This window comes from Streptomyces sp. BK022 (genome assembly GCF_004217355.1).
Lineage (GTDB): Bacteria > Actinomycetota > Actinomycetes > Streptomycetales > Streptomycetaceae > Streptomyces > Streptomyces griseoluteus.
In genome coordinates this window covers 60,155-81,755 of sequence record NZ_SHKU01000006.1, presented here as the reverse complement: position 1 = coordinate 81,755, position 21,601 = coordinate 60,155, and the positions used below count along the sequence as shown (strand labels likewise).

The window sequence follows — 21,601 nt, the reverse complement described above, 5'->3', positions numbered from 1 at the left end:
CCTGTCCTGTCCTCCGGTGAACGGGAGTTCGTGATGCCTCGTACGAGCACGACCATCAACCACAGCCACCTCGTCATCGACACCGGCTCGGCCACGCCGGACGCGACGACCATCGTGGAGCGCAAGGGCCTCGGCCACCCGGACACCCTGGCCGATCACCTCGCCGAGCGGCTGTCCCGCGCGTACAGCCACTACACCGTCCAGCGTTTCGGCGCCGTGCTGCACCACAACTTCGACAAGCTCGCCCTCCTCGGCGGGGCCAGCGAGGTCCGATACGGAGCCGGCCGGATCACGGACCCGGTTCGCGTCCTGGTCAACGGGCGGGCCGCGCCCATGTGCGGGGGTGAGAAGATCCCCGTCGAGGAGATCGTCGAGGCCGAGGTCCGCGCGTTCTTCGCCGAGAGGCTTCGCGAGGTCTCGGACCATCTCGACATCAAGTTCAACATCACCAGCAATTCCAGCCCCGGCGCCGTCCTCACCGGCGACGAGGTCCCGGACCGCACCCGCTGGTTCAACCCCCGCTCCATTGACGACCTGCGCGAGCGGCGGGTCCGGCTGTCGAACGACACCTCGCTCGGGACCGGATGGGCTCCGGAGAACACCTTCGAGTCGTTCGTCCGCGAACTGGTGAACCACTTCTCCGGCGAGAGCGAGTTCACGCTTTCCCACGCCTGGTGCGGCTCGGACGTCAAGCTCATGGGCTACTGGGACGGTGACCAGGCCGATGTCGTCCTGTGCGTGCCGCAGAAGTCGCGCCACGTCGACAGCCGCACCGAGTACGTCCGGAACGCCGAGAGCGTCCTCGCCGAGTGTTACCGGCTCGCCGGCCTCAGGCTTCCCGGCGCCGACGCCCGCTTCCGGCTCAACGCCCGCGACGTCCCGGAGAAGGACGAGCTGTACCTCACCTACACCGGCAGCTCGATCGAGTCCGGAGACGAGGGCGTCGTCGGTCGCGGTAACCGCGTCAACGGGCTCATCACGCCCCTGCGGCCGATGAACCTGGAGGGCGCCAATGGCAAGAACCCCGTCTATCACGTCGGCAAGCTCTACAACATAGCCGCCCAGCGCCTGGCCCAGCGGCTGCACGAAGCTACCGACGGCCACGCCGAGGTCCACCTGGTCAGCACCACCGGCAAGCGTCTCGACCAGCCATGGCGCATTCTGATCCGGCTCTCCTCTCCGCACGTCGAGACCGACAAGGTCCAGGCCATCGTCGCCGAGACCCTGGAGGGATTCCCCGCCCTCACGGACGAGCTGGTCTCCGACGGGATCGTGCTGAGCTGATGGCCAGGCGCACGCTCGGAGATGTGCCGTCGGGGTGTCGGGAGCGGTTGCTCACGCACTACGGCCCTTCGGTCGAAGAGTGGCTGGACACTGCCCCTGGCCGCCTGGCCCAGGCGGCCAGGCGGTGGAACCTCTCGCTGAGGAGCTACCACGACGCGGGACACGCCTCGGCGGTCGCGCTCGCCGTGGCCCCTGATCGGAGCCGCTTGGTGCTGAAGGCGTGGGTGGAGCCCGCCCGCTACCGCCAAGAGACGGCCGCCTTGCGGGTGTGGGCCGGTGGCCCGACCGCGAACGTTGTCCACGCCGGGGATGACCTGTCGGTGGCTGCCCTTGAGCTTGTCGGCGGGCAGCCTGGGGGCGATGTCCGTCCCGTACGCGAGACACAGGCGGTGGCCGCCGCGATCCACAGGCTTCACACGCTCGGCCGGCGTACGCCCGGACCGGGCGTGCCCAGCCTGGATGACTTCCTTCACGAGGTCGTCCTACCGCGCGTCCACCGACGGATGCGCGTCCTCGACCTCGGCTCCCACGGAGGAATCGCGAGGCAGGTATGCCACGAGCTCGCCGGCCTGCGCGAGGTCCCCACCCGGACGACGGTCCTGCACGCCGACCTGTACACGGAGAACGTGATCTTTGACGTGGAGCAGCGCCCTCATCTGATCGATCCCCACCCTGTGGAGGGTGACGCGGTCTTCGACTGGGCCTTCTGGAGCGTCTACTACGACCTCGAACAAGGGATGGCCGATCGGCTCGCCACGGCCGCCCGGATCTCCCGCATCCCCGTACCGGAGATCACGCCCTGGTGCAGGGCGCTCGCGCTCGACGGGCTTCTCTACTACACGGAGATCGGCGACCCCGCGAGGCCGAAGATCGCGGCGGTGTTGTCCTCTCTGATGGCAGTCGGGACGGCGACGTTCGGGACGGGGCGGGACCGATGACGACGTACATCCTTCGCCACGGCCAGACGAACTACAGCAAGCGCTACCTCGTCAACGGCGACCCGGAGAAGGGCATCCACCTCGATGAGGAAGGCCGGGCGTCCCTGAGCCACGCCTGGACCACGCTCCCCCTGCACTCCGTGGCCACCTGGCTGACCAGTGAATTCCCCCGGGCGCGGCAGACCACGTCGCTGTTGATGGGCGTTCCGTCCGCCGGGCTCGTCGTCGACGCGCGGCTCAACGAACTCGACTACGGGCAATTCGAGGACGGCCCTTTCCTCGACTATGCCGTCTGGCTCGACGCCCACGGAGCCGACGAGCGTCCGCCCGACGCGTCCGAGTCCCAGCGCGAGGGCATCCGGCGGATGCTCACCGGGTTGCTCTCCGCCTGTGAGCACCCCGGTCCCAGGGTGCTCGTCGGCCACGGCCTCATGGTCTCCGTCCTCCTCTGGTACCGCGAGCGCGGCGAGGGGGAGCCCATGCCGCTGTTCCTTCCCGAGGCCCCGTACGTCGAACCGATCGCCATTCCCGACGATGAGCTGCCCGTTCTGATCACCACCCTCCTGGATGATCTTGATTCGAGCATGTGCGAAAAGATCAGCGGCGCCGGTGGCACGGCCATATTCCGGATCAGCGAGGGGCCGGCGGTTGCTACCGTCGATTCGGTATCCCCATCCCATTCGCTGGATAAAAAGGATCTTCCTCATGCATGACGCCCGCGCCCTGATCGAAATGGGTGCCGAAGCTGTTCGTCGGCTCGCTCGTCGCGGCTACTCCCTGGACCTGCCCGAGCTGGAGTCCCTCCAGTCCCGGCGCAACCAGAACATCCGCTCTGCCGACGAGCTGCGGGCGGAGTCCAAGCGGGTGGCGAGCGAGGTCCAGCAGACCGCGAAGCAGGGCGGGGACATCGGCAAGCTGAAGGAGCGCGCCCGCGAGCTGAAGGACCAGATCCGCGACATCGAGGCCGAGCAGGAGGGGATCGAGGCCCAGCTCCGTGACCTGCTCCTGAGCATCCCGAACCTGCCGGACGATTCCGCCCCGGACGGCGACTCCGAGGAGTTCGCCATCGAGGTACGCCGCGTCGGTACGCCCCCCGCGTTCACCTTCGAGCCGAAGGACCACGTCGACCTCGGCGAGGCCACCGGCATCCTTGACTTCGGCAGGGCGACGAAGCTCTCCGGGCCGCGTTTCGCGGTCTCCCGCGGTGCCGGTGCCGCCCTGGAGCGGGCGCTGGCCACGCTCTTCCTCGACCTTCATACCCGTCGCCACGGGTACACCGAGTACGCGGTCCCCTACCTGGTCACCCGCAAGACGATGACCGGTACCGGCCAGCTCCCGAAGTTCGAGGAGGACCTGTTCAAGACCGGCGTCGCCGACCGCGAGCTCTTCCTGATCCCGACGGCTGAGGTCCCGCTGACCAACCTCTACGCCGACGAGATCATCCCGCCGGCCGAGCTGCCGCTGGCCATGACCGCCCACACCCCGTGCTTCCGCTCCGAGGCCGGCTCCTACGGCCGGGACACCCGCGGTCTGATCCGCCAGCACCAGTTCGCCAAGGTCGAGATGGTCAAGATCGTCGACCCGGAGACGGCGGACGCCGAGCTGGAGACGATGGTCGGTCACGCCGAGGCATGCCTGAAGGAACTCGGCCTCGCCTACCGGGTCATCGAGCTGCCCGCCGGTGACACCGGCTTCTCCGCCCAGCTCACGTACGACATCGAGGTCTGGATCCCGAGCCAGAACACGTACCGGGAGATCTCCTCGGTCTCCAACTTCGGCACCTTCCAGGCCCGCCGCGCCAACATCCGGACCCGAGGCGAGGACGGCAAGCCCAAGCTCGTCGCCACCCTCAACGGCTCCGGCCTGCCCGTCGGACGCACGCTGGCCGCGCTCCTCGAACAGTGCCAGCAGGAGGACGGCTCGCTCGTCCTGCCCGAATCCCTCTTCCCGTACCTCGGCTTCCGCCGGATCAAGGCGGACGGAACACCGGAGGCATAGCGTGCTCGTCGGCGTCTGCGATTTCCCTGGTAGCTACGCCTTTCCGCCCGCCGGCTACGGCGGGATCGAACGATGGCTGTGGGCGGTCGCCGTAGGCGCCCGGGCCGCAGGCGCCGACGTACACCTCCTCGGGCCGGGCTGGCTCACGGACCTGGAGAACGACTGGGTCCGCAAGCCGGTCCGCCTGGAGGACATCACCCCCGGATCGCTCGCCGAGCGCGACGTCCGCGACACCAAGTACGACCTCCTGATCGTCGGGCACGAGTACCCCTCGCTGCCCGCCTGGACCCGCACCTGGAACGCGCTGGACTGCGACGTCGCCACCTTCCAGCACTCCCCGGTCTTCCAGCACACCCCCACCACCTTCGACGGCAGACGCTCCCGGCTGTACTGCTACTCGCCCGAGATGATCGAGCGGTACGCGGACCACCGGCCGATCCCCGAGCTGGCCGTACACCTCGGCCTCGATGAGGAGGAACCGCCGGCGACCGCCGGACGCGACCTCGTCTGGCTCGGCCGGATCGACGAGGACAAGGCACCACACATCGCCGCCCGCGCAGCGCAGATCCTCGGTCGGCGCCTCCAGATCGTCGGCCCCGTCTTCGACGAGACGTACGTTCGTCGCCACGAGCGCCTCCTCACCGCCAACCACGTGAAGTGGGGTGGCGAACTCGGCGGCCCCGCCAAGACCGCCGCCATCGCCGAGGCGTCCGTCTTCGTCTACACGTACGCCCGGTCGTACGTGGAAGCCGGCGCCGCCGTCTTCGGCGAGTCCCTCCGTGCCGGCACTCCCATGGCCGCGCTCACCTGGCGTACGGGCACCTGTGCCGAGGCGGCCCTCTGCGAGCAGACGGGCGCCATCACCGTGGCCGACCCGGACGAGGACGCCGAGACCGCGGCCCAGCGGCTCGCGCTCGCCATCGAGCAGGCGGAGACCCTCGACCACCGGCGGGTCCAGGAGATCGGCCAACACCGCTTCGACCCAGCCCGGCACTTCCTGGCGATGGCGTCGCGGTCGTGCTGACCAGCACAGCTCGTACGACCGGAGACGCGCTGGCCTCGCGGATACCCTCTGTACTCCGTGAGGCGTTATCCCACCCTCAGTGGGAGTTCACCATCGACGGTCCCCACGTCGCCATCCGACACCAGCGGCGAGACACCCCTTACCGCCCACCGCGCCAGCCATCCTCGTGGAGGGAGTTCCTCCGCAGCGTGGAGACCGCCTTCGCCCACGTCGGCGCTCCACGCGATGACTGTCTCCCGCTCCGCTGGGGGCGCGACACGGAGCTGACCATCTCGGCGATCCAGGCCCTCGACCCGCTCCTCAAGGACGGAAGACCCCAGACCTACCGAAGGGGCTTCCTCCCCCAGCCCGTCGTCCGCTTCACCGGTGAACGCGATACCTCCGGCGACCTCTGCGACGGCTTCCTGACTTCCTTCGTCAACATCTCCCGCGTCCAACCGGTCGAAGGGCTCGACGAGTACGGCGCGATTCTCGACGGCTGGTTCTCCGTCCTCTCCCAACTCGGCTTCCACGCCCGCCACCTGAGCATCCACGGGACCTTGACACCCTGGCGCCGGCGCGAGGTCGCGGGCATCACACTGCACTTCCGCCACCTCGGGCTCGATCTCGGCGACATCGTCCTGCTGTGGAATGCCAATGACCCGACCCACATGGCCGTCGATCTGGGAACCGGACTGGAACGTCTCGCCTGGGCACGCACCCAGCAGCGCTGGCGCGACCTGGTCTACGGAGACTTCGCCGGCTCGGCACCGCCCACCACACTGGACGCCATCCGTACGGCCACGCTCCTCTTGGGCAGCGGGATCAACCCCGCACCTCGTGGGGCCGGGGGTATCGCCCGGCGGGTCATAGGCACGATCGACCCCGAAGCGGTACGCCTAGGTGTCAGCGCCGTAGTTCGCGAGGCGCACGGCTACTGGTCACTCTTCGGTGCCCTACGTGCTCCGTGGCCGCATATTGCTTGTGCCATCGAGGAAGAGGTCCGCAGATGAGGGAAGGGGGCCAGCGGCCCATCGCCGCAGCCATCGTCGTCCATGAGGGGCGCGTGCTGATGGTGCGCCGCCGCGTCAGCGAGGGACAGCTCTCCTGGCAGTTCCCGGCTGGTGAGGTCGAGCCTGGCGAGGCCCTCGAGGACGCCGCTGTGCGGGAGGCCCGGGAGGAGACTGGGCTGACCGTGGCCGCTGTGAAGCTGCTCGGCGAGCGCGTTCACCCGAAGACGGGCCGGCTGATGTCGTACACGGCCTGTGACGTGTTGGGCGGAACCGCGTACGTCGCGGACACCGAGGAACTGGCCGAACTGGCCTGGGTCGCCCACGGCGAGATCCCGCAGTACGTGCCGTACGGACTGTTCGAGCCGGTACAGGAGTACCTGGACTCGGTTCTTATCTCCTGATTGGCCCTGGGGTCAGGCCATGTTCGTATCGCGGTCCTGGGATACGCCGAAGAAGGCCATGGATCGCTAGGAACCAGTTGACTTGGCGCGGGTCCGCTTTCACCCGGTGAGCTTCCCGCGAAGACGTTCGTTCTCCTCTTCCAGAGCCTTGAGGCGTCGTTCGAGCTGGGCTCGTGTCGGCTTCTTCGGAGGTGGCGGAGGCGTGGGTTCCGTTGGTTCCGGTGGCTCGGCGCGCAGTCCGATGGGTTCGAAGGCCACGATCGTTTGCTCGTCTTCCCCGCACTCAGGGCATCGCTTGCTGTATGCCCCAGCGGAGATGGGGTCGGTGTACGTGTAGTGGGCTGCAATCTCGATGATGTGGCCGCAGTACAGACGGACACGCCACCGCATGATCTCGTGGTCCTGCTTCTTGAAGGACTGCATCAGTTTGGCGGCTGCCTCGAACGCCTGGCGGCGGCGCTCCGCCCTCGCCGGGTCTGCCCGGCATTTGGCGTTGTCCTCCTCGACCTGAAGCCGAATCGACTCGCCGGTCTCCTCGCTCTGATTCTGACGGCGGTGGTCCCTGCGGGTAAGTGCGTATTCCTCCAACGGAACGCCACTGCTCCGGTATTCGACTTCTCGCATGACCGGCACCGTAGTAACGGCATACCGCCCAGCCGTGAAGGAGAACGGTCTTGGTCGACGATCTTGCGGTTTCTGTGGCGAGATGCCGCGAGAAGCCCAAGTGTGACCGTCGGGGGATTTTTGCGTACCGGCCCCGGGTGGCGTCGGGCCGACCTCCTTACATCCGTGGACGGTTGATCGGATTCACGGTTACAGGAGTCGAGGCTGGCTGTGTCGCGTACGTCCCGAGGCCGGTCGCATGCGTTCGAGTGGTGGTGCGTAGCCGGGCGGCTTCAGCGCGGGGGTTAGGGGCGGGGTTGCGGCTGGTGTGCTGGATGCGGGTGATCAGCACGCGGGCGGGTTGGCGGGCGGTGGTGAGTTCACGCTGGGCGGCGGCCTCCTTGAGGAGCTGGTGGGGTTTGTGGCCGCCGGCCTCGGCATCAGCCAGGACGGTGGCGAGGGCCGGCCAGGCGGGGTCGGTCAGGATGCGGTCGGCGTGGTCGGGGATGGCGGCGCGGACGTCGTGGGTTAGGGTCCGGTGCGCCTGGTCGCTCGGCTGACGGGCCGCGAGGTTGTCGACGACGGGCGCGAGGGCGTCATCGGCGGCAGTCTTCAGGTGGTGGAGGGTCTGGCGGGCGGCTTCGGCCTGGTGGGCGTGGTTCTTCGCCTCGTGCCAGCGGGCGGCGATGATCGTGGCCCAGACGAGGGCGGTGAGCAGGGCGGCCAGGGCGCTGCCGTCGGGGCCGGTGGCGGTGTGGGCGATGTCGCGGGCGGCTTTGCGCAGGGTGTGGGCGGCCTGGTTCTCGGCGCGGATCTGTGAGCGTTGTGCGCGGGCGAATGCCTTTGATGCTGCTCGTAGTTCGGCTTGGAGGTGGGCGGGGGCTTTCTGGGCGGTGGCTTCGATGAGTTCACCGAGCGCGGTGATGTGGGCCTGGACGTGGGTGTCGTCGGCCATGCCGGCGTGGAAGGTGTCGAGGGCATCGGTGGCCTGGTGCCAGGGGGTGCTGGGCCGGTTGCGGCGGGCGGTGGGATGTTCCTCTGGCGCTGCGGTTTCGAGGCGGGCCTTGAGCTTGGGGAGGGTGAGGTCGGGGGCGATCTTTCCGCCGGGGTGGAAGATCTGTTCGCCGTCCTTGTTGAGGTCGCCGGGGCGGCCGACGGCGTAGCCGAGGAGGTCGCCGGACGGTCCGCGGCGAGGTTTGACCGCGATGCCGTCGGCTTGGAGGTAGGCGAGGAGTTCTTCAGCGCTGCTGGCGTGGGGGATGGCGGCGCGGATGCGGTCCTGGAGCCATGCGCGGCTGGTTTGCTCCCAGCCGAGGCGTTGGGCCTTGTGCATCTCGGCCTGGGTGGGTCGGCCTTCGGCGGTGCGGTCTCCCTTCTTCAGTTGGCGCAGGCTGTAGTCCTTCTCGATCTGGCGGCAGGCGTCGCCGACGCGGATGCCGCTGTCATGGAGCTTGGGGCGGCGGCCGTCTTCGCGGACGGTGGTGGCGAGGATGTGGATGTGGTCGTCTGCGTGACGTACGGCGATCCAGCGGCAGGCCAGGTCGTCTCCGGGCGGGGCGATGCCGGCTGCTTCGACGATGCGCTGGGCGATGTCGGCCCATTCGGCGTCGGAGAGGTGACGGTCCTCGGGTGCGGTGCGGACGGGGCAGTGCCAGACGTGGTCGGTGATCTTCCTTCCGAACTCGCTGTTCCGGAGATGAACGGGCTCGTCGAGGTGGTGGGCGAGCTGGGTCAGGGTGGCGTCTTGGTCGCGGCCAGGGTCGGGCATGCCGAGCATGGCGAAGCCGGCGACGATGTGCGGGTCGTTGTGCTCGTCGTGCTGGCCGGGGCCGTAGAGGTAGGCGAGCAGACCACGGGTGTTGGACCCAGCCTGTTTGATGGCGGCGATCACGCGGCCTGGTCCTTCCTGGAGTCTGCCGGTTCGCGCAGGGCCTCGGCGATCAGCTCCAGCAGGCGGTGCAGCTCGTCGAGTCGGTGGCGGATGCCGGGCGGGGTGAGGTCGCTGTTGAGGGCGCGGGCGATCTGGTTGACGTTGACGCCGATGCGGTTGAGCTCGCGCAGCACCTGGGCGCGGAACATGTGGGTGCGGCGGCGGTCCTCGGACAGCGGCAGGTTCGCGGTGAACCGACCGGATACGAAGGCGAGGACGATGTCGGCGGCGAAGCCGGATTCGCCCTTGTATCCGTGCTCGGCGGCAGCCTCGTGGAGGTCGGCGTGCTCGTCGCTCGTGAAGCGCAGCGGGCCGACGCGTACGGTCCGCTTGGTGCCGGTGAAACGGCGGATCGTTGGCTGGATGCTCTGCGCCGCTCGCTCGCCGGCCGTCGGCTCGGCGGCAGGTGCGGGGTGCAGGATCTGCTGCTGGACGGCGTGAAGCTCTTCCGAGTCGGGGCCGCCCTCGGTCCCGGCTACCTGGTCCGGCGCCCCCTGGCGCTGGGCCGTCTCCGCCACCCCCGGGGCGGAGACCCCCGAAGACCGGCCTTGAGTCGGACTCGGGGTACTACTGGCTCCGCCAGGAGCAGCCCGTCCGAACGCACGCCGCAAACGTCCCAGCAGCGTAGGCGACTGCGCCTGAGGCAGCAGTACGTCGGGGTTGTGATCGGTGTGGTGGGGGTCGTGCGTCACGATCGGGTTCTCCGTGAGGGGCGGGAGGATGGGCGAGGTGGTCGTCAGCCTTGGCGGGCGGTGCTCAGTTCGGCCTTGACCGCGCGGACGATTTCGCCGGCGTGGTCGCTGGCGACGCTGTATCCGTCGCCGCGTACGACCTGTTCCAGGAAGTCACGGGACAGGCGACCGTGCTCGTCATGGAGACGGTGGGCGTAGCCGCGAAGGATCTCGTCGGAAGCGCGGGGTTTGCGGCCCGAGCGCTTCGGATTCGGCGTAGAGCTCTGGGCCGGCGGGGTAGGTGAGCCGCTGCCCGTGGGCGGCGGAGCTGCCTCCTGCGGGCTGGCTGTTGTTTCCGGGCGAGAACGGGCGCCCGGAAGGGGTTCCTCGTCGCCCGGATCCGATGGGTGCGGGCGGGGTCGGTCTGCCGCCCGCCCGTCGCCTTCCGCCCGCCCGTCGCCTTCCGCCCGCTCGTCGGCGTCCGCCCGGGAGTGGTCGCACGGTGCTGCGGGCGGGCTGGTGGGCTGCTCGGCGGGCGTCGTCCAGCGCCCGGGCATGTCGACGGTGGCCAGAGCGGCTGCTTGGCGGCGGGTGGCGAGCTGACGTAGCAGCTGCTCGTTGCGGCGCGGGTCGGCGTCGATGCCCGAGCGAGCGAGGGCCTTGGACAGGCGGCGCACAGTGCGCCTGCCTGCCCGCCCGGTGCGCTGCTCCGGTGCCATCTCGGCGAGGCGGGCGGCCAGGGCGACGGCCCGGTGCATGGCCCGGTCGTGGATGATCTGGGCGGCTTCCCGGTCCTGCTCGACAATTCCCAGACGGGCGAGCAGCCGTTCGCGGGCCTGCCGTGTGAGGACCGCGGCGAGTCCGCGGGATGCGGCTTCGGGGGTGCGCTGGCGCAGTTCGATGCCCATGGCCAGATGCCACAGCACGGCCGCCATTACCGGGCCGGTGAAGGCGCGCATGGTGCCGCCGACCGGGCCGGACTCGGCGTAGGCAGGGATGGTCTGCATGGCGGTGAGCACCCAGACCAGGACTCCGGGTAGGCCGGCCTCTTGCTTCGGCCCGTGCAGGTTTTGGCGGGCCATCAGTGCCATCGAGAACAGGGCGAGTTCGGCGGCGGCGAACATCGCGGTGCGTTCCGCGGTGTTGCGCATGTCGAGGTAGTGGGCGGCGAACCGCCAGCTGGTGTCCGCGCTATAGGCGGTGCACACGAGCGCTGCCACGGCAGCGGTGACGACTGCGGCCGAGATGCGGGGCTTTCGATCGTGGGGGCGGTGTTGCCTACGTCGGGCGATCAGGCCCGCAAGCAGCCCGCCGGCGGCGATGGCCAAGACGGCCACAGGCAGGAGCGGACTGTTGAGGGAGGGGAGCCAAATGGTGGCGAGCGTGCCGGTTATCGCGGGCGGCATGTACGGGGCTACTCCGAGGGAGGGTGGGGAGGCGATCACGGCGTTCACGGAGGGGGCGTACACGCGGGCCCCCTTCTAAAAGGGGGCCCCGCGCGTGATCGCTTGGGTGCGTGTACGGCGTGGACGCTCGTGTGATCGCTCTACCTGCGGTTTTGCGGTGAGCGTGTGCGCTGTGAGCGGTTCACGGCTGTGTGCGGGCGCAGGGTCCGCGTGTACGGTCGCGTGAACGCTCCGCCGGGGGCTGGTAGAGGGTTCAGCCGACGGCGGTGAGGTGGCGGGCGGAGGCGTAGTAGCGGGCCTGCTGGCCGCCTCCGGCCCCTCCTGCGATGCCGTCGGCCTTGGTGGCCAGACCGCTGTCGACGAGGCGGCCGAGGTGGCGTCGCGCCTTCTCGATGTCGGCACGTTCGGGGTCGCCCCCGCCGATGAGGACGGTCGCCAGGTCGCGTGCGGTCAGCCCGTTGGGGGCGTTGCGTAGCAGGACAGCGGGGTCCTTGGTGGGGTCGACGGTCGTGGTGCCGCGCACATGGTCGTGTGTGACGTCCAGAGGGCCGACTTCACCGGTGGGGGTCTTGAGGTGGTGCAGGGTGACGGCGGGGTCGCCTGCCCGGCCGGTGACGAACAGGACGCTGCCCGCGCCGGCGGTGATCCAGGTGGAGCCATAGACCTGGTCCAGGCTGGGACGCTGCCCGCGCGGCGCGTCGGCGGTGGCCTTGCGCTGGTGGTGCAGCTCCATGATCTCCACACCGTTGCGCAGGGCGCGCATGCGGGCGTTGTGGAAGGCGACCGCGAGGCTGTCGTCGACCATCGTGCTGACCGCGTCCTTGAGGCTGTCGATCACGATGGTGTCGGCCTGGTGGGCGGCGGCGAGGTCGGCGAGGAGGTCGGGTTCCTTGTCGAGCGTGGCGGGCAGCGGACCTTCCCAGACCACGAGCCGCTCGCGCAGGATCTTCTCGTCCGTGGGGAAGACGCGGCGGGCCATGGCCTTGGCGATCTGCTTGGGACGGTCCATGGCCAGGTAGAGCACGCGCCTGCTGGGGGCGACGGGCATCTCCAGGACCGTCTCCTGCAAGCCGAGGCGAGCGAAGATCACCTGGTGGGCCAGGGTGGTCTTGCCGACGCCCGGAGCCCCGACGATCATCAGGCTCTCGCCGGGGGCCCAGACGGTCTTCTCGCGGGTGCCCCACAGGGGCTCGGCGTCTGCGCCGCTCTCTTTGACGAACGACCACCCGTCAGTGGCGAAGCGGGACAACCGCCCCTGTCCTGAGGCGAGCGCGCGCTCGCGTTCGGCGCGTACCTCCGCTTCGACCTCGCTGCGTATCGCCTCGGGGTCGGCGCCCGGCTCCTGGGCCCGTTGTACGGCACGTACGGCGGAGGCGAGCAGACGGCGTAGGTCGGCCTTCTTGCGGACGATCTCCGCGTGGTACTCCGCGCTGCCGGCGTCGTAGAGCATGCGAGCGAGCTCGTGCAGGTAGACGGCGCCGCCGACACGTTTCAGGTCCCCCTGGCCCGTGAGCAGTTCGGTCAGGACGATCGGGTCGGTCGGCCTGCCCTCTCGGTGCAGGGCGAGCAGCGCACGCCAGATCGTTTCGTGCGCGGGCCGGTAGAAGGCGTCATCGCCCAGGACCGGTCGGACGGTGTCGATTACGTCGCTGTAGAGCATGCAGGCGCCGAGCACCGCGCACTCGGCTTCCACGCTGTAGGGCGGCTCCATCGACGTGGGGTCATCGTCGAAGCGGGATGGCGTCTGGGTCGGCAGGGTCGTACCCTGAGGCATAGAGCTCCTCACCCGGCAGGCCATTACGGGGCGGCAACCCCGGCCTCCGGTTTCGATCGTTCAGGGATGGATGGTTGTGCGGTGGAGCCTCTACTTCGGCCCCGGTGTTCGTAGCACCGGGGCCGCTTGCGTGTGCGGATCCGTCCACCGCTGTACGGCGGACTACGACCATAGCCGAGAATTTCGGCAACGCAACGCCTTGCATTTCATTCCGCAACGAGGTTTAGTTGTGGACGCTGGCCCCAATGGACCCGGTTGTCGTGTGAAGGGAGGTGCGCATGAGCGGTGAGGAAGGCGCGGAGCGCTCCGGCCCTGGTCGGCCGGTGCCGGAGGACCACGTCGCCGCACGCATCAAACTGGAGCGAGAGGTCCGCGGTTGGAGCACCGTGAAGCTGGCCGAAGAGATGGCCGCTGCCGGCCATCCGATCAACCAGTCAGCGATCTGGCGCATCGAGAGCGGCAAACCCCGTCGCAGGGTCAACCTCGACGAGGCGCTCGGCTTCTGCAAGGTCTTCGACGTCACCATGCAGGACCTGACCGGACCGCCAGGTGAGCTGGCCACACCCCGTATCCGCCAGCTCGCCCGCGAGTACGTCCAGATGACGCGGGAGTACCGCCAACTGCGAGCCGCGATCGACCAGAACCAGATGCAACTGGGCGAGCTCCAGAGGGAACTCGACGCCTACGGGGACAAGGGGCCTGAGCAGAGGGGGCAGGTCGACGAGCTCCTCCGGCTCGAAGAACGTGCCCTGCAGAGAAACCTGCACCCGTCCCGGGCGCACCTGCGAAACCAGGGGCAGCCCCCCGCTGGCGAATAGCCAGCCGCTGCCTCGTCCACGGCGCTACGAACGCCGAGAAACCTCACGCACGGCGGTCTCCACCGCCGACGATCACCACCCACCCATCCATCCCTGAACGACACCACCGGCCGGGCCGACGGGAGTTGCCGCTCCCGCGACGCCGCGATGCCGGCGGGAGGAGTATCCCCATGCCGCAGCCCGCGCTGCCCATTTCCCAGATAGCCCAGTTCCTGGACGTCCCTGAAGATGCCCTGCGCACCCTGATGGCCGAGCGGCGATCCGCTGGCGACGCGACCCTGGTCGCCCTCACGGTCTCCGAGGCCGCCCGCCGGATCGGCATCGGCCGGACCAAGCTGTACGAGTACGTCTCTTCCGGCGAGATCGCCTCGGTCAAGATCGGCAGTCTCCGACGAATCCCAGCGGAGGCGGTGAACGACTTCCTGACCCGCCGTCTTGACGCGTCGGACTTCGGGACCGCCGCGTGACCGAGCCTCGTACTGCGAAGACCCGTCAACCCAACGGCGCCTCCTCGATCTTCCAAGGGAAGGACGGCCGATGGCACGGTTACGTCACCGTCGGCGTCAAGGACAACGGTCGCCCCGACCGCCGCCACGTCGGCCGCAAGACTCGTGCTGAAGTCACCAAGGCTGTTCGGGAGCTGGAGCGCCAGCGCGACAAGGGCACCGTACGCAAGGCCGGTCAGTCGTGGACCGTGACGACGTGGCTCACCCACTGGGTCGAGAACATCGCCGCCGTGCATGTCTCGGAAAACACGATCGACGGCTACCGCGTGGCGGTCTATCACCACCTCATACCCGGCCTGGGCGCCCATCGCCTGGAGAAGCTGCAACCTGAACACCTGGAGCGCTTCTACAAGAAGATGCAGGAGAACGGCAGCGCGGCCGGTACCGCACACCAGGCGCACCGTACGGCCCGCACTGCCCTCAACGAGGCCGTACGCCGTCAGCACCTCACCTCGAACCCGGCCTCCATCGCCAAGGCCCCCAAAATTGAAGAGGAGGAGGTCGAGCCGTACACGGTCGAAGAGGTGCAGAGCCTCCTTGCCGAAGCGGTCAAGCATCGCAACACCGCCCGCTGGGTTATCGCGCTCGCGCTTGGCCTCCGCCAGGGCGAGGTGCTTGGCATGCAGTGGGACGACGTCGACTTCGAGCTCGGGGTCATCCGCGTACGGCGCGGCCGGCTGCGGCCTCGCTACAAACACGGCTGCGGCGATCGTTGTGGCCGCAAGCCCGGCTACTGCCCTCAGAAGATCAACACCCGTCGCGAGACGAAGAGTGCCAAGTCTCGCGCCGGTCAGCGGCCCATCGGTGTCCCTGATGAACTCCTCCAGCTGCTGCGGCAGCACAAGCAGGAGCAGGCCCGCGAGCGCACCGTCGCCCGAGACCTGTGGACCGAGAAGGGGTACGTGTTCACCTCACCTACCGGCGAGCCCCTGAACCCGAACACCGACTACCACAAGTGGAAGGAGCTGCTGAAGGCCGCAGGCGTCCGCGACGCCCGACTCCACGACGCTCGCCACACCGCGGCTACCGTCCTGCTTATCCTCGGCGTCGCCGACGCGGTTGTTGACGCCGTCATGGGCTGGGGGCCCGGCAAGTCTGCTCGGATGCGCCGCCGCTACCAGCACCTCACCAGCCGCGTCCTCAAGGACACCGCCGACAAGATCGGCGGCCTTCTGTGGGGCACGGACCAGACCGGAAGTGCTGTGCTGAGTGCCGACCAGAGCCCCGTCCCCGTTGAGCTGGTGGTACACGTCGCCCGCCTCGGAGAGCGGCGCGTTCCGTTCCTCCACCGCGAGCACGCCCACGAGGTCGCCGCACGGTGGAGCGAGGACTGGCCCGATCACACCGCATTGGTCGAGGAATGGGACCGCTGGCGCTGGGAGCACCAGGGGCCCGGCGGCGAGAGCGCCATTCGCGACTGCATTCCGGAGCGGGCCGTCGTCTTCCACGCCCGAGCCCTGTTCCTCCCTGGCGGGAAACGCATGGATGCTGGACTCCCCGAGCAGTGGTCTGTGCCAGCCTGGGAGTTCGAAACGGGCGCCTACACCGATCGAGTCTCCGCCTGGCGTACGGCCCGGCGCCCCGGTTCAGGCCAGGAGGTCGAGGCCCAGGTGCGGGGCACGGACAAGGCGGCCGTGGAATCGGCCTTCGCCGAGGCTTGCGCACAGGCTGTGGATCGCGCCAAGAACCCGGGGAAGTACGGCGATACTGACGAGTGGTGACCTGGGCGTGGCCGAACCAACCGAATGGTTCGGCCACGCTCCACGTTCAGCCCGCAGGCTTCCTCACCCAGCCCGTCAAGATCAGAGGGCACCGTCGGTGGGGCTCGCTGTCAAAGCTCTGCGGGGTGGACCGACCGGAAGCGCCGTTTCTGCTCATCCGCCCCCCACGGCTCCGCGTAGTGCATCTCAGCCAGGACTGTCCGCAGATCGGTGTGCTCGAAGTAGCCCTTGTCAGCCAGATGAATGATCACGCCCATCAGCTCGCGGTAGGTCCGCAGGCGCCCTACCTCGAACCCGTATCCGTCCCAGTGCTCTGCCGGACGACACCGATAGTGATGAACCACCCACTGGGCGCGGGGTGGAATGTCGCGTGGATTGATGCTGAGGGCTCTGAAGTCGTCGGGTTTGGCAGCGGCGATCAGCTCCCGCCGCTCGCGCTCGAATGCCTCGCGGGCTTCCTGCGCCCTCGCGTGCTCGCCCCTGCTGAGCGACAGCTCCCCCTCGCCGGAAGCGACCTCTTGGCCGCACTGTTGGCAATAGGCCGTGATCTCTGCAACCAGTTGCCGTCGGGCTTCGCTGTACGGCTCGCCTGTCTGAGCCATCCGGGCTCGGATTTCCTGCTTGCGGACGCGGTCTCTGGTCATCGTGTGTCCTCGCTGACGGAGCCCCACACACGCCGTCGCACCACGGTTGACCTGGGCAAACAACCTCGTGCGAGTCGGTGACCCTTGTCCTCGTCGCTACTGGCGGTGTGGGCGCGTCTGTAGCTCGGAAGCGGGCGCGCACGAGGCGCCGCTACCGGCGGAGTATAGCGACGCTGCCTCCTGGTGCGCTGCTCCTCGAAGCGGTGCCGAGCTCGCCGCCGCGCAGTGGCGGTCAGCCTTCGTTAGGTGCAACGTGAAGGCGCGAAGGGGGAGCCATGCTGGCGCCTGGCCGATGACGCCAACTGCAACCAAAACTGCAACCACGCACGTCGAAGGGCCCCACTGCGAACAGTGAGGCCCATCGACATCGTGCCCGGTGAGGCACTGGCGGAGGATACGAGATTCGAACTCGTGAGGGGTTGCCCCCAACACGCTTTCCAAGCGTGCGCCCTAGGCCTCTAGGCGAATCCTCCGAGGGAGACATTACATGACCGGAAGGAGTGGTCGCGAACTCGTCCCCCCGCCCCCGGATCAGGTACTCTTTGCGCAGCCCCTCACGCGGCGCTATCTGACTGAACTCCCCCAGGGCCGGAAGGCAGCAAGGGTAGGTTGGCTCTGGCGGGTGCGTGGGGGGCCCTTGCGTTTCCGGGTGCGGAGGGATCGCGGCCGGTCCGGATGCCCCGGGTGGACCTACGGGTGCGCGGGAGATGCCCAGGCCGCTGACCTGCGCCGGAGTCCGCGTCGAGTCCGGATGTCCGTGGGCGCCTATAACCTCGTACGCGTGTCGTCTCTCGCCTTGTACCGCCGCTATCGTCCGGAGACCTTTGCCGAGGTCATCGGGCAGGAGCACGTAACCGACCCGCTGCAGCAGGCGCTGCGGAACAACCGGGTCAATCACGCGTACCTGTTCAGCGGGCCGCGCGGCTGCGGCAAGACGACCAGTGCCCGCATCCTGGCCCGTTGTCTCAACTGCGAGCAGGGTCCCACCCCCACCCCCTGCGGCGAGTGCCAGTCCTGCCGCGACCTCGCACGCAACGGACCCGGTTCGATCGACGTCATCGAGATCGACGCCGCCTCCCACGGTGGTGTGGACGACGCCCGTGAGCTGCGGGAGAAGGCGTTCTTCGGCCCCGCAGGCAGCCGGTACAAGATCTACATCATCGACGAGGCCCACATGGTCACGTCGGCGGGCTTCAACGCGCTGCTGAAGGTCGTCGAGGAGCCGCCGGAGCACCTCAAGTTCATCTTCGCCACCACCGAGCCCGAGAAGGTCATCGGGACCATCCGCTCGCGTACGCACCACTATCCCTTCCGGCTCGTCCCCCCCGGCACCCTGCGCGAGTACCTCGGCGAGGTGTGCCAGAAGGAGGACATCCCGGTCGCGGAGGGCGTGCTGCCGCTGGTGGTGCGCGCGGGCCAGGGGTCCGTGCGTGACTCCATGTCCGTCATGGACCAGCTCCTCGCGGGTGCCGCCGCGGACGGTGTGACGTACCCCATGGCCACCTCCCTGCTCGGCTACACCGACGGGTCCCTCCTCGACTCCGTGGTCGAAGCCTTCGCCACGGGGGACGGGGCCGCGGCCTTCGAGGTCGTGGACCATGTCATCGAGGGTGGCAACGACCCCCGCCGCTTCGTCGCCGACCTGCTGGAGCGGCTGCGCGACCTGGTGATCCTCGCCGCCGTGCCCGACGCCGCCGACAAGGGGCTCATCGACGCCCCCGCCGACGTGATCGAGCGCATGCAGGCCCAGGCCGAGATCTTCGGCGCCGCCGAGCTGAGCCGCGCCGCCGACCTCGTCAACCAGGGCCTCACCGAGATGCGCGGCGCCAACTCGCCCCGTCTCCAGCTCGAACTCATCTGCGCGCGCGTGATGCTTCCCGCCGCGTACGGGGACGAGCGGTCCGTCATGGCCCGCCTCGACCGCATCGAGCGGGGCGTGAACTTCTCGGCGGGTACGGGTGCGCCCGCCATGCAGTACGTGCCCGGGCCCGAGGCGCACCCTGGTGCGGCGGCTCCGGTCGAGAGTCCTGCGCCGTCCGGCGGGGGCCCGGCTGCCGCGCGTGCGGCTGTACGGAACCCCGTGGGACCCGGCGGGGCCACAGCGCCTGCCCCTACGCCTGCCCCTGCCAGTACGCCTGCCCCTGCCCCTGCGCCTGCCCCTGCGGCGCAGGCCCCCGCGTCCGCCCCGCCGCCCGCTGCCGCCCCGGCACCTGCGCCGGAAGCCGCCCCCGCCGCTCCGGCTGCTCCCGGCGCCTGGCCCACCGCCGCTCCGGCCGGTGGCGGCCGGCGCTCCGGCGCGTGGCCCACCGCCACCCCGGCGGGCCAGGGACCGAGCCAGCCGCAGCAGCAGACCCCGCCCAGCCGGCCGCAGGCCCCGAGCCGGCCCCAGCAGCCCGCTGCCCCCGCGCCCGCTGCTCCCGCGCCCGCGCCCACCCCTTCCGGTGGGCTCGACCCCCGCATGCTCTGGCCGAACATCCTGGAGGCCGTCAAGAACCGTCGCCGTTTCACCTGGATTCTGCTCAGCCAGAACGCCCAGGTGACCGGTTTCGACGGCACCACCCTCCAGCTCGGCTTCGCCAGCGCCGGTGCCCGAGACAACTTCTCCGCCAGCGGCAGCGAGGAGGTACTCCGGCAGGCGCTGGCCGAGCAGTTCAACGTCCAGTGGAAGATCGAGGCGGTCATCGACCCGTCCGGCGGCGGCTCGGCTCCTCCGCCCTCGGGAGGCGCGCCCGGCTTCGGCGGAGGGGGTGGCGCGGGCGGCTACGGCGCTCCGGCCCCCGCCCGCCCCGCGGCTCCTCAGCAGAGTGCCCCGTCCCAGAGCTCCCAGCCGGCCCCGGCGCCGAGGCCACCGGCCCCCGAGCCGCCTTCCGTCTCCCTCGAGGACGACACCCCCGAGGACGACGACCCCGACCTCGACGAATCCGCTCTCTCCGGCCGCGATCTGATCGTCCGCGAACTGGGCGCCACGGTCCTGGACGAGTTCTCCCACGACCAGTAGCACGAGTGCGCGCGGCGCATCCGGCCGGCGGACGGAGGTGGGTGCGGCTGGAGTGGGCTGCGATGTCCTGCCTCCGCACCTCGCGGCTGTGCGGGGCGCGGAGGCGGCTGACGGCCCGTCGTGGCCGGTCGCGCAGTTCCCCGCGCCCCTGAGGTGGGTGCGGGCCAGGTCAAGAGGGGCCGTCCGCTGCCTCACCGCCTACTTCCGCCATGCCACCCCAGAGGCGCGGGGAACTGCGCGCCCAGCACCACCCACCCGCGGCCGCCCACCCTCAAGGCGTGCCTCGGCGAGTGAGCGGGCCCGGCCTTCCGGCCTGCTCCCACCGCACCCACCCCAGGGGCGCGGGGAACTGCGCGCCCAGCCACCACCCACCCGCACCCAGCCAACGAACCCCCGCGCCCCCAACTCAGGGCGCCCGCCCCCCACCACCCCCCTCGTAGGTTCCTACAACTTCCCCACCCCCCAGCCTTCGGCAACCCAGCCGATAAGCTGACCCGCGTGAAGGTCCTCGTCATCGGCGGCGGCGCCCGCGAACACGCCCTGTGCCGCTCTCTGTCCCTAGACCCCGACGTCACCGAAGTGCACTGCGCGCCCGGGAACGCGGGCATCGCCGAGGTGGCCCGGCAGCACCAGGTGGACGCGCTCGACGGCAAGGCTGTCGCGGCGCTGGCCACGGAGCTGGAGGCCGGCCTGGTCGTGATCGGCCCGGAGGCCCCGCTGGTCGCGGGCGTCGCCGACGCCGTGCGCGAGGCGGGGTTCCCGGTGTTCGGCCCGTCCCGCGAGGCCGCCGTGCTGGAAGGCTCCAAGGCGTTCGCGAAGGACGTCATGGCCGCGGCCGGCGTGCCCACCGCGCGCTCGTACGTCTGCACCACCCCCGACGAGGTCGCCGAGGCGCTGGCCGCCTTCGGGGCGCCGTACGTCGTGAAGGACGACGGGCTGGCCGCGGGCAAGGGCGTCGTCGTCACCTCGGACGTCGAGGAGGCCAAGGCGCACGCGGCCGGGTGCGAGCGGGTGGTGATCGAGGAGTTCCTCGACGGCCCCGAGGTCTCGCTCTTCGCGGTGACGGACGGCGAGACGGTCGTACCGCTCCAGCCCGCGCAGGACTTCAAGCGCGCGCTCGACGGCGACGAGGGCCCCAACACCGGTGGCATGGGCGCGTACTCCCCGCTGCCGTGGGCCGATCCGGAGCTGGTGGACGACGTGCTGCGCACCGTGCTCCAGCCGACCGTGGACGAGCTGCGCAGGCGCGGCACCCCCTTCTCCGGCCTGCTGTACGCGGGGCTCGCGATCACTTCGCGCGGGGTACGGGTCATCGAGTTCAACGCCCGCTTCGGCGACCCGGAGACCCAGGTCGTGCTGGCCCGCCTGAAGAGCCCGCTCGCCTCCCTCCTCCTCGCCTCCGCCAACGGCACCCTCGCCGACCTGGAGCCGCTGCGCTGGAGCGAGGACGCGGCCGTCACCGTGGTCGTCGCCTCGCACAACTACCCCGGCACCCCTCGCACCGGCGACCCGATCACCGGCCTGGCCGAGGTGGCCGCCGAGGACGCCCCGCACGCCTACGTCCTGCACGCCGGGACGAGGCAGGACGCGGACACCGTCGTCAGCGCGGGCGGTCGCGTGCTGTCCGTCACGGCGACCGGTGAGGACCTCGTCGAGGCCCGCGAGCGGGCGTACCGCGCGGTGGCCCGGATCGGTCTCGACGGCTCGCACCACCGCACCGACATCGCGGCGAAGGCGGCCGGGACGGCCACGACCGTGGCGTAGGAGTCCCTTTCCCCACCCCAGGCCCCGGACCCCGAAATCCGGGGCCTGACCTTTGCCGTCTGTCACCCAGCTCTGACCAAGGCCATTCCATCGAGTGAGCAATGCGCCATCCGGCTGACGGGGGCCGGG

General features: G+C 69.8%; 18 protein-coding genes, 1 tRNA gene and 1 other RNA gene. 13 read left to right on the top strand and 7 right to left on the bottom strand.

The features are described from left to right. Positions 1 to 33: 33 nt before the first annotated feature. From EV284_RS24105 to EV284_RS24075, 7 genes are all read left to right on the top strand, one after another. Positions 34 to 1,284, top strand: a complete 1,251-nt coding sequence (locus EV284_RS24105) for a methionine adenosyltransferase (protein WP_130337629.1) — start codon at positions 34 to 36, stop codon at positions 1,282 to 1,284. After that, the gene (locus EV284_RS24100; RefSeq protein WP_130337627.1) at positions 1,284 to 2,222 is read left to right on the top strand and encodes an aminoglycoside phosphotransferase family protein; all 939 of its coding nucleotides are present in this window, start codon (positions 1,284 to 1,286) and stop codon (positions 2,220 to 2,222) included. Before EV284_RS24105 ends, EV284_RS24100 begins: the two co-directional genes overlap by 1 nt. After that, the gene (locus EV284_RS24095; RefSeq protein ID WP_130337625.1) at positions 2,219 to 2,935 is read left to right on the top strand and encodes a histidine phosphatase family protein; all 717 of its coding nucleotides are present in this window, start codon (positions 2,219 to 2,221) and stop codon (positions 2,933 to 2,935) included. Before EV284_RS24100 ends, EV284_RS24095 begins: the two co-directional genes overlap by 4 nt. Continuing rightward, entirely contained in the window at positions 2,928 to 4,220 is a 1,293-nt protein-coding gene (gene serS / locus EV284_RS24090; RefSeq protein WP_130337623.1) for a serine--tRNA ligase, read from the top strand. Before EV284_RS24095 ends, serS begins: the two co-directional genes overlap by 8 nt. Before the next feature lies 1 nt (position 4,221). Then, positions 4,222 to 5,244 (top strand): glycosyltransferase, encoded by a 1,023-nt coding sequence (locus tag EV284_RS24085; RefSeq protein ID WP_130337621.1) that lies wholly within the window; start codon positions 4,222 to 4,224, stop codon positions 5,242 to 5,244. Positions 5,245 to 5,432: 188 nt separating this feature from the next. Continuing rightward, positions 5,433 to 6,236 (top strand): hypothetical protein, encoded by an 804-nt coding sequence (locus tag EV284_RS24080; RefSeq protein ID WP_242625808.1) that lies wholly within the window; start codon positions 5,433 to 5,435, stop codon positions 6,234 to 6,236. Continuing rightward, complete coding sequence (locus EV284_RS24075) at positions 6,233 to 6,637, top strand: NUDIX hydrolase (protein ID WP_130337619.1); 405 nt, start codon at positions 6,233 to 6,235, stop codon at positions 6,635 to 6,637. Before EV284_RS24080 ends, EV284_RS24075 begins: the two co-directional genes overlap by 4 nt. A 99-nt stretch (positions 6,638 to 6,736) precedes the next feature. On the opposite strand, the gene EV284_RS24070 is transcribed toward EV284_RS24075, so the two are convergent. The 5 genes from EV284_RS24070 to EV284_RS24050 all read right to left on the bottom strand — a co-directional run bounded on the left by EV284_RS24070 (position 6,737) and on the right by EV284_RS24050 (position 13,021). Then, on the bottom strand, positions 6,737 to 7,261 hold the full coding sequence (locus tag EV284_RS24070) for a hypothetical protein (protein WP_130337617.1): 525 nt from the start codon (positions 7,259 to 7,261) through the stop codon (positions 6,737 to 6,739). Between the two features lie 157 nt (positions 7,262 to 7,418). Further along, positions 7,419 to 9,131: a mobilization protein gene (locus tag EV284_RS24065; RefSeq protein ID WP_130337615.1), complete on the bottom strand. Its 1,713-nt coding sequence runs from the start codon at positions 9,129 to 9,131 to the stop codon at positions 7,419 to 7,421. Continuing rightward, positions 9,128 to 9,688 (bottom strand): MobC family plasmid mobilization relaxosome protein, encoded by a 561-nt coding sequence (locus EV284_RS24060; protein WP_130337613.1) that lies wholly within the window; start codon positions 9,686 to 9,688, stop codon positions 9,128 to 9,130. The genes EV284_RS24065 and EV284_RS24060 overlap by 4 nt, the downstream gene beginning before the upstream one ends. A gap of 218 nt (positions 9,689 to 9,906) precedes the next feature. Then, positions 9,907 to 11,247, bottom strand: coding sequence for a hypothetical protein (locus EV284_RS24055; RefSeq protein ID WP_130338407.1), 1,341 nt, complete (start codon positions 11,245 to 11,247; stop codon positions 9,907 to 9,909). A gap of 253 nt (positions 11,248 to 11,500) precedes the next feature. Next, positions 11,501 to 13,021, bottom strand: coding sequence for a DnaB-like helicase N-terminal domain-containing protein (locus EV284_RS24050; protein ID WP_130337611.1), 1,521 nt, complete (start codon positions 13,019 to 13,021; stop codon positions 11,501 to 11,503). A gap of 278 nt (positions 13,022 to 13,299) precedes the next feature. Between EV284_RS24050 and EV284_RS24045 the strand changes: the two genes are divergently transcribed. The 3 genes from EV284_RS24045 to EV284_RS24035 all read left to right on the top strand — a co-directional run bounded on the left by EV284_RS24045 (position 13,300) and on the right by EV284_RS24035 (position 16,066). Beyond that, positions 13,300 to 13,839: a helix-turn-helix transcriptional regulator gene (locus tag EV284_RS24045; protein WP_207229122.1), complete on the top strand. Its 540-nt coding sequence runs from the start codon at positions 13,300 to 13,302 to the stop codon at positions 13,837 to 13,839. A gap of 170 nt (positions 13,840 to 14,009) precedes the next feature. Then, a complete protein-coding gene (locus tag EV284_RS24040) occupies positions 14,010 to 14,306 on the top strand; it encodes a helix-turn-helix domain-containing protein (protein WP_130337609.1) in 297 nt (98 codons plus the stop codon). Next, a complete protein-coding gene (locus EV284_RS24035) occupies positions 14,303 to 16,066 on the top strand; it encodes a tyrosine-type recombinase/integrase (protein ID WP_130337607.1) in 1,764 nt (587 codons plus the stop codon). Before EV284_RS24040 ends, EV284_RS24035 begins: the two co-directional genes overlap by 4 nt. A gap of 110 nt (positions 16,067 to 16,176) precedes the next feature. On the opposite strand, the gene EV284_RS24030 is transcribed toward EV284_RS24035, so the two are convergent. Continuing rightward, entirely contained in the window at positions 16,177 to 16,710 is a 534-nt protein-coding gene (locus EV284_RS24030) for a hypothetical protein (protein WP_130337605.1), read from the bottom strand. Between the two features lie 385 nt (positions 16,711 to 17,095). Continuing rightward, positions 17,096 to 17,183, bottom strand: a tRNA-Ser gene (locus EV284_RS24025). Between the two features lie 72 nt (positions 17,184 to 17,255). Between EV284_RS24025 and ffs the strand changes: the two genes are divergently transcribed. From ffs to purD, 3 genes are all read left to right on the top strand, one after another. Next, positions 17,256 to 17,352, top strand: an RNA gene (gene ffs / locus EV284_RS24020) — signal recognition particle sRNA small type. Between the two features lie 139 nt (positions 17,353 to 17,491). Beyond that, a complete protein-coding gene (locus EV284_RS24015; protein ID WP_130337603.1) occupies positions 17,492 to 19,708 on the top strand; it encodes a DNA polymerase III subunit gamma and tau in 2,217 nt (738 codons plus the stop codon). Positions 19,709 to 20,206: 498 nt separating this feature from the next. Beyond that, positions 20,207 to 21,472: a phosphoribosylamine--glycine ligase gene (gene purD / locus EV284_RS24010; protein WP_130337601.1), complete on the top strand. Its 1,266-nt coding sequence runs from the start codon at positions 20,207 to 20,209 to the stop codon at positions 21,470 to 21,472. Positions 21,473 to 21,601: the final 129 nt, after the last annotated feature.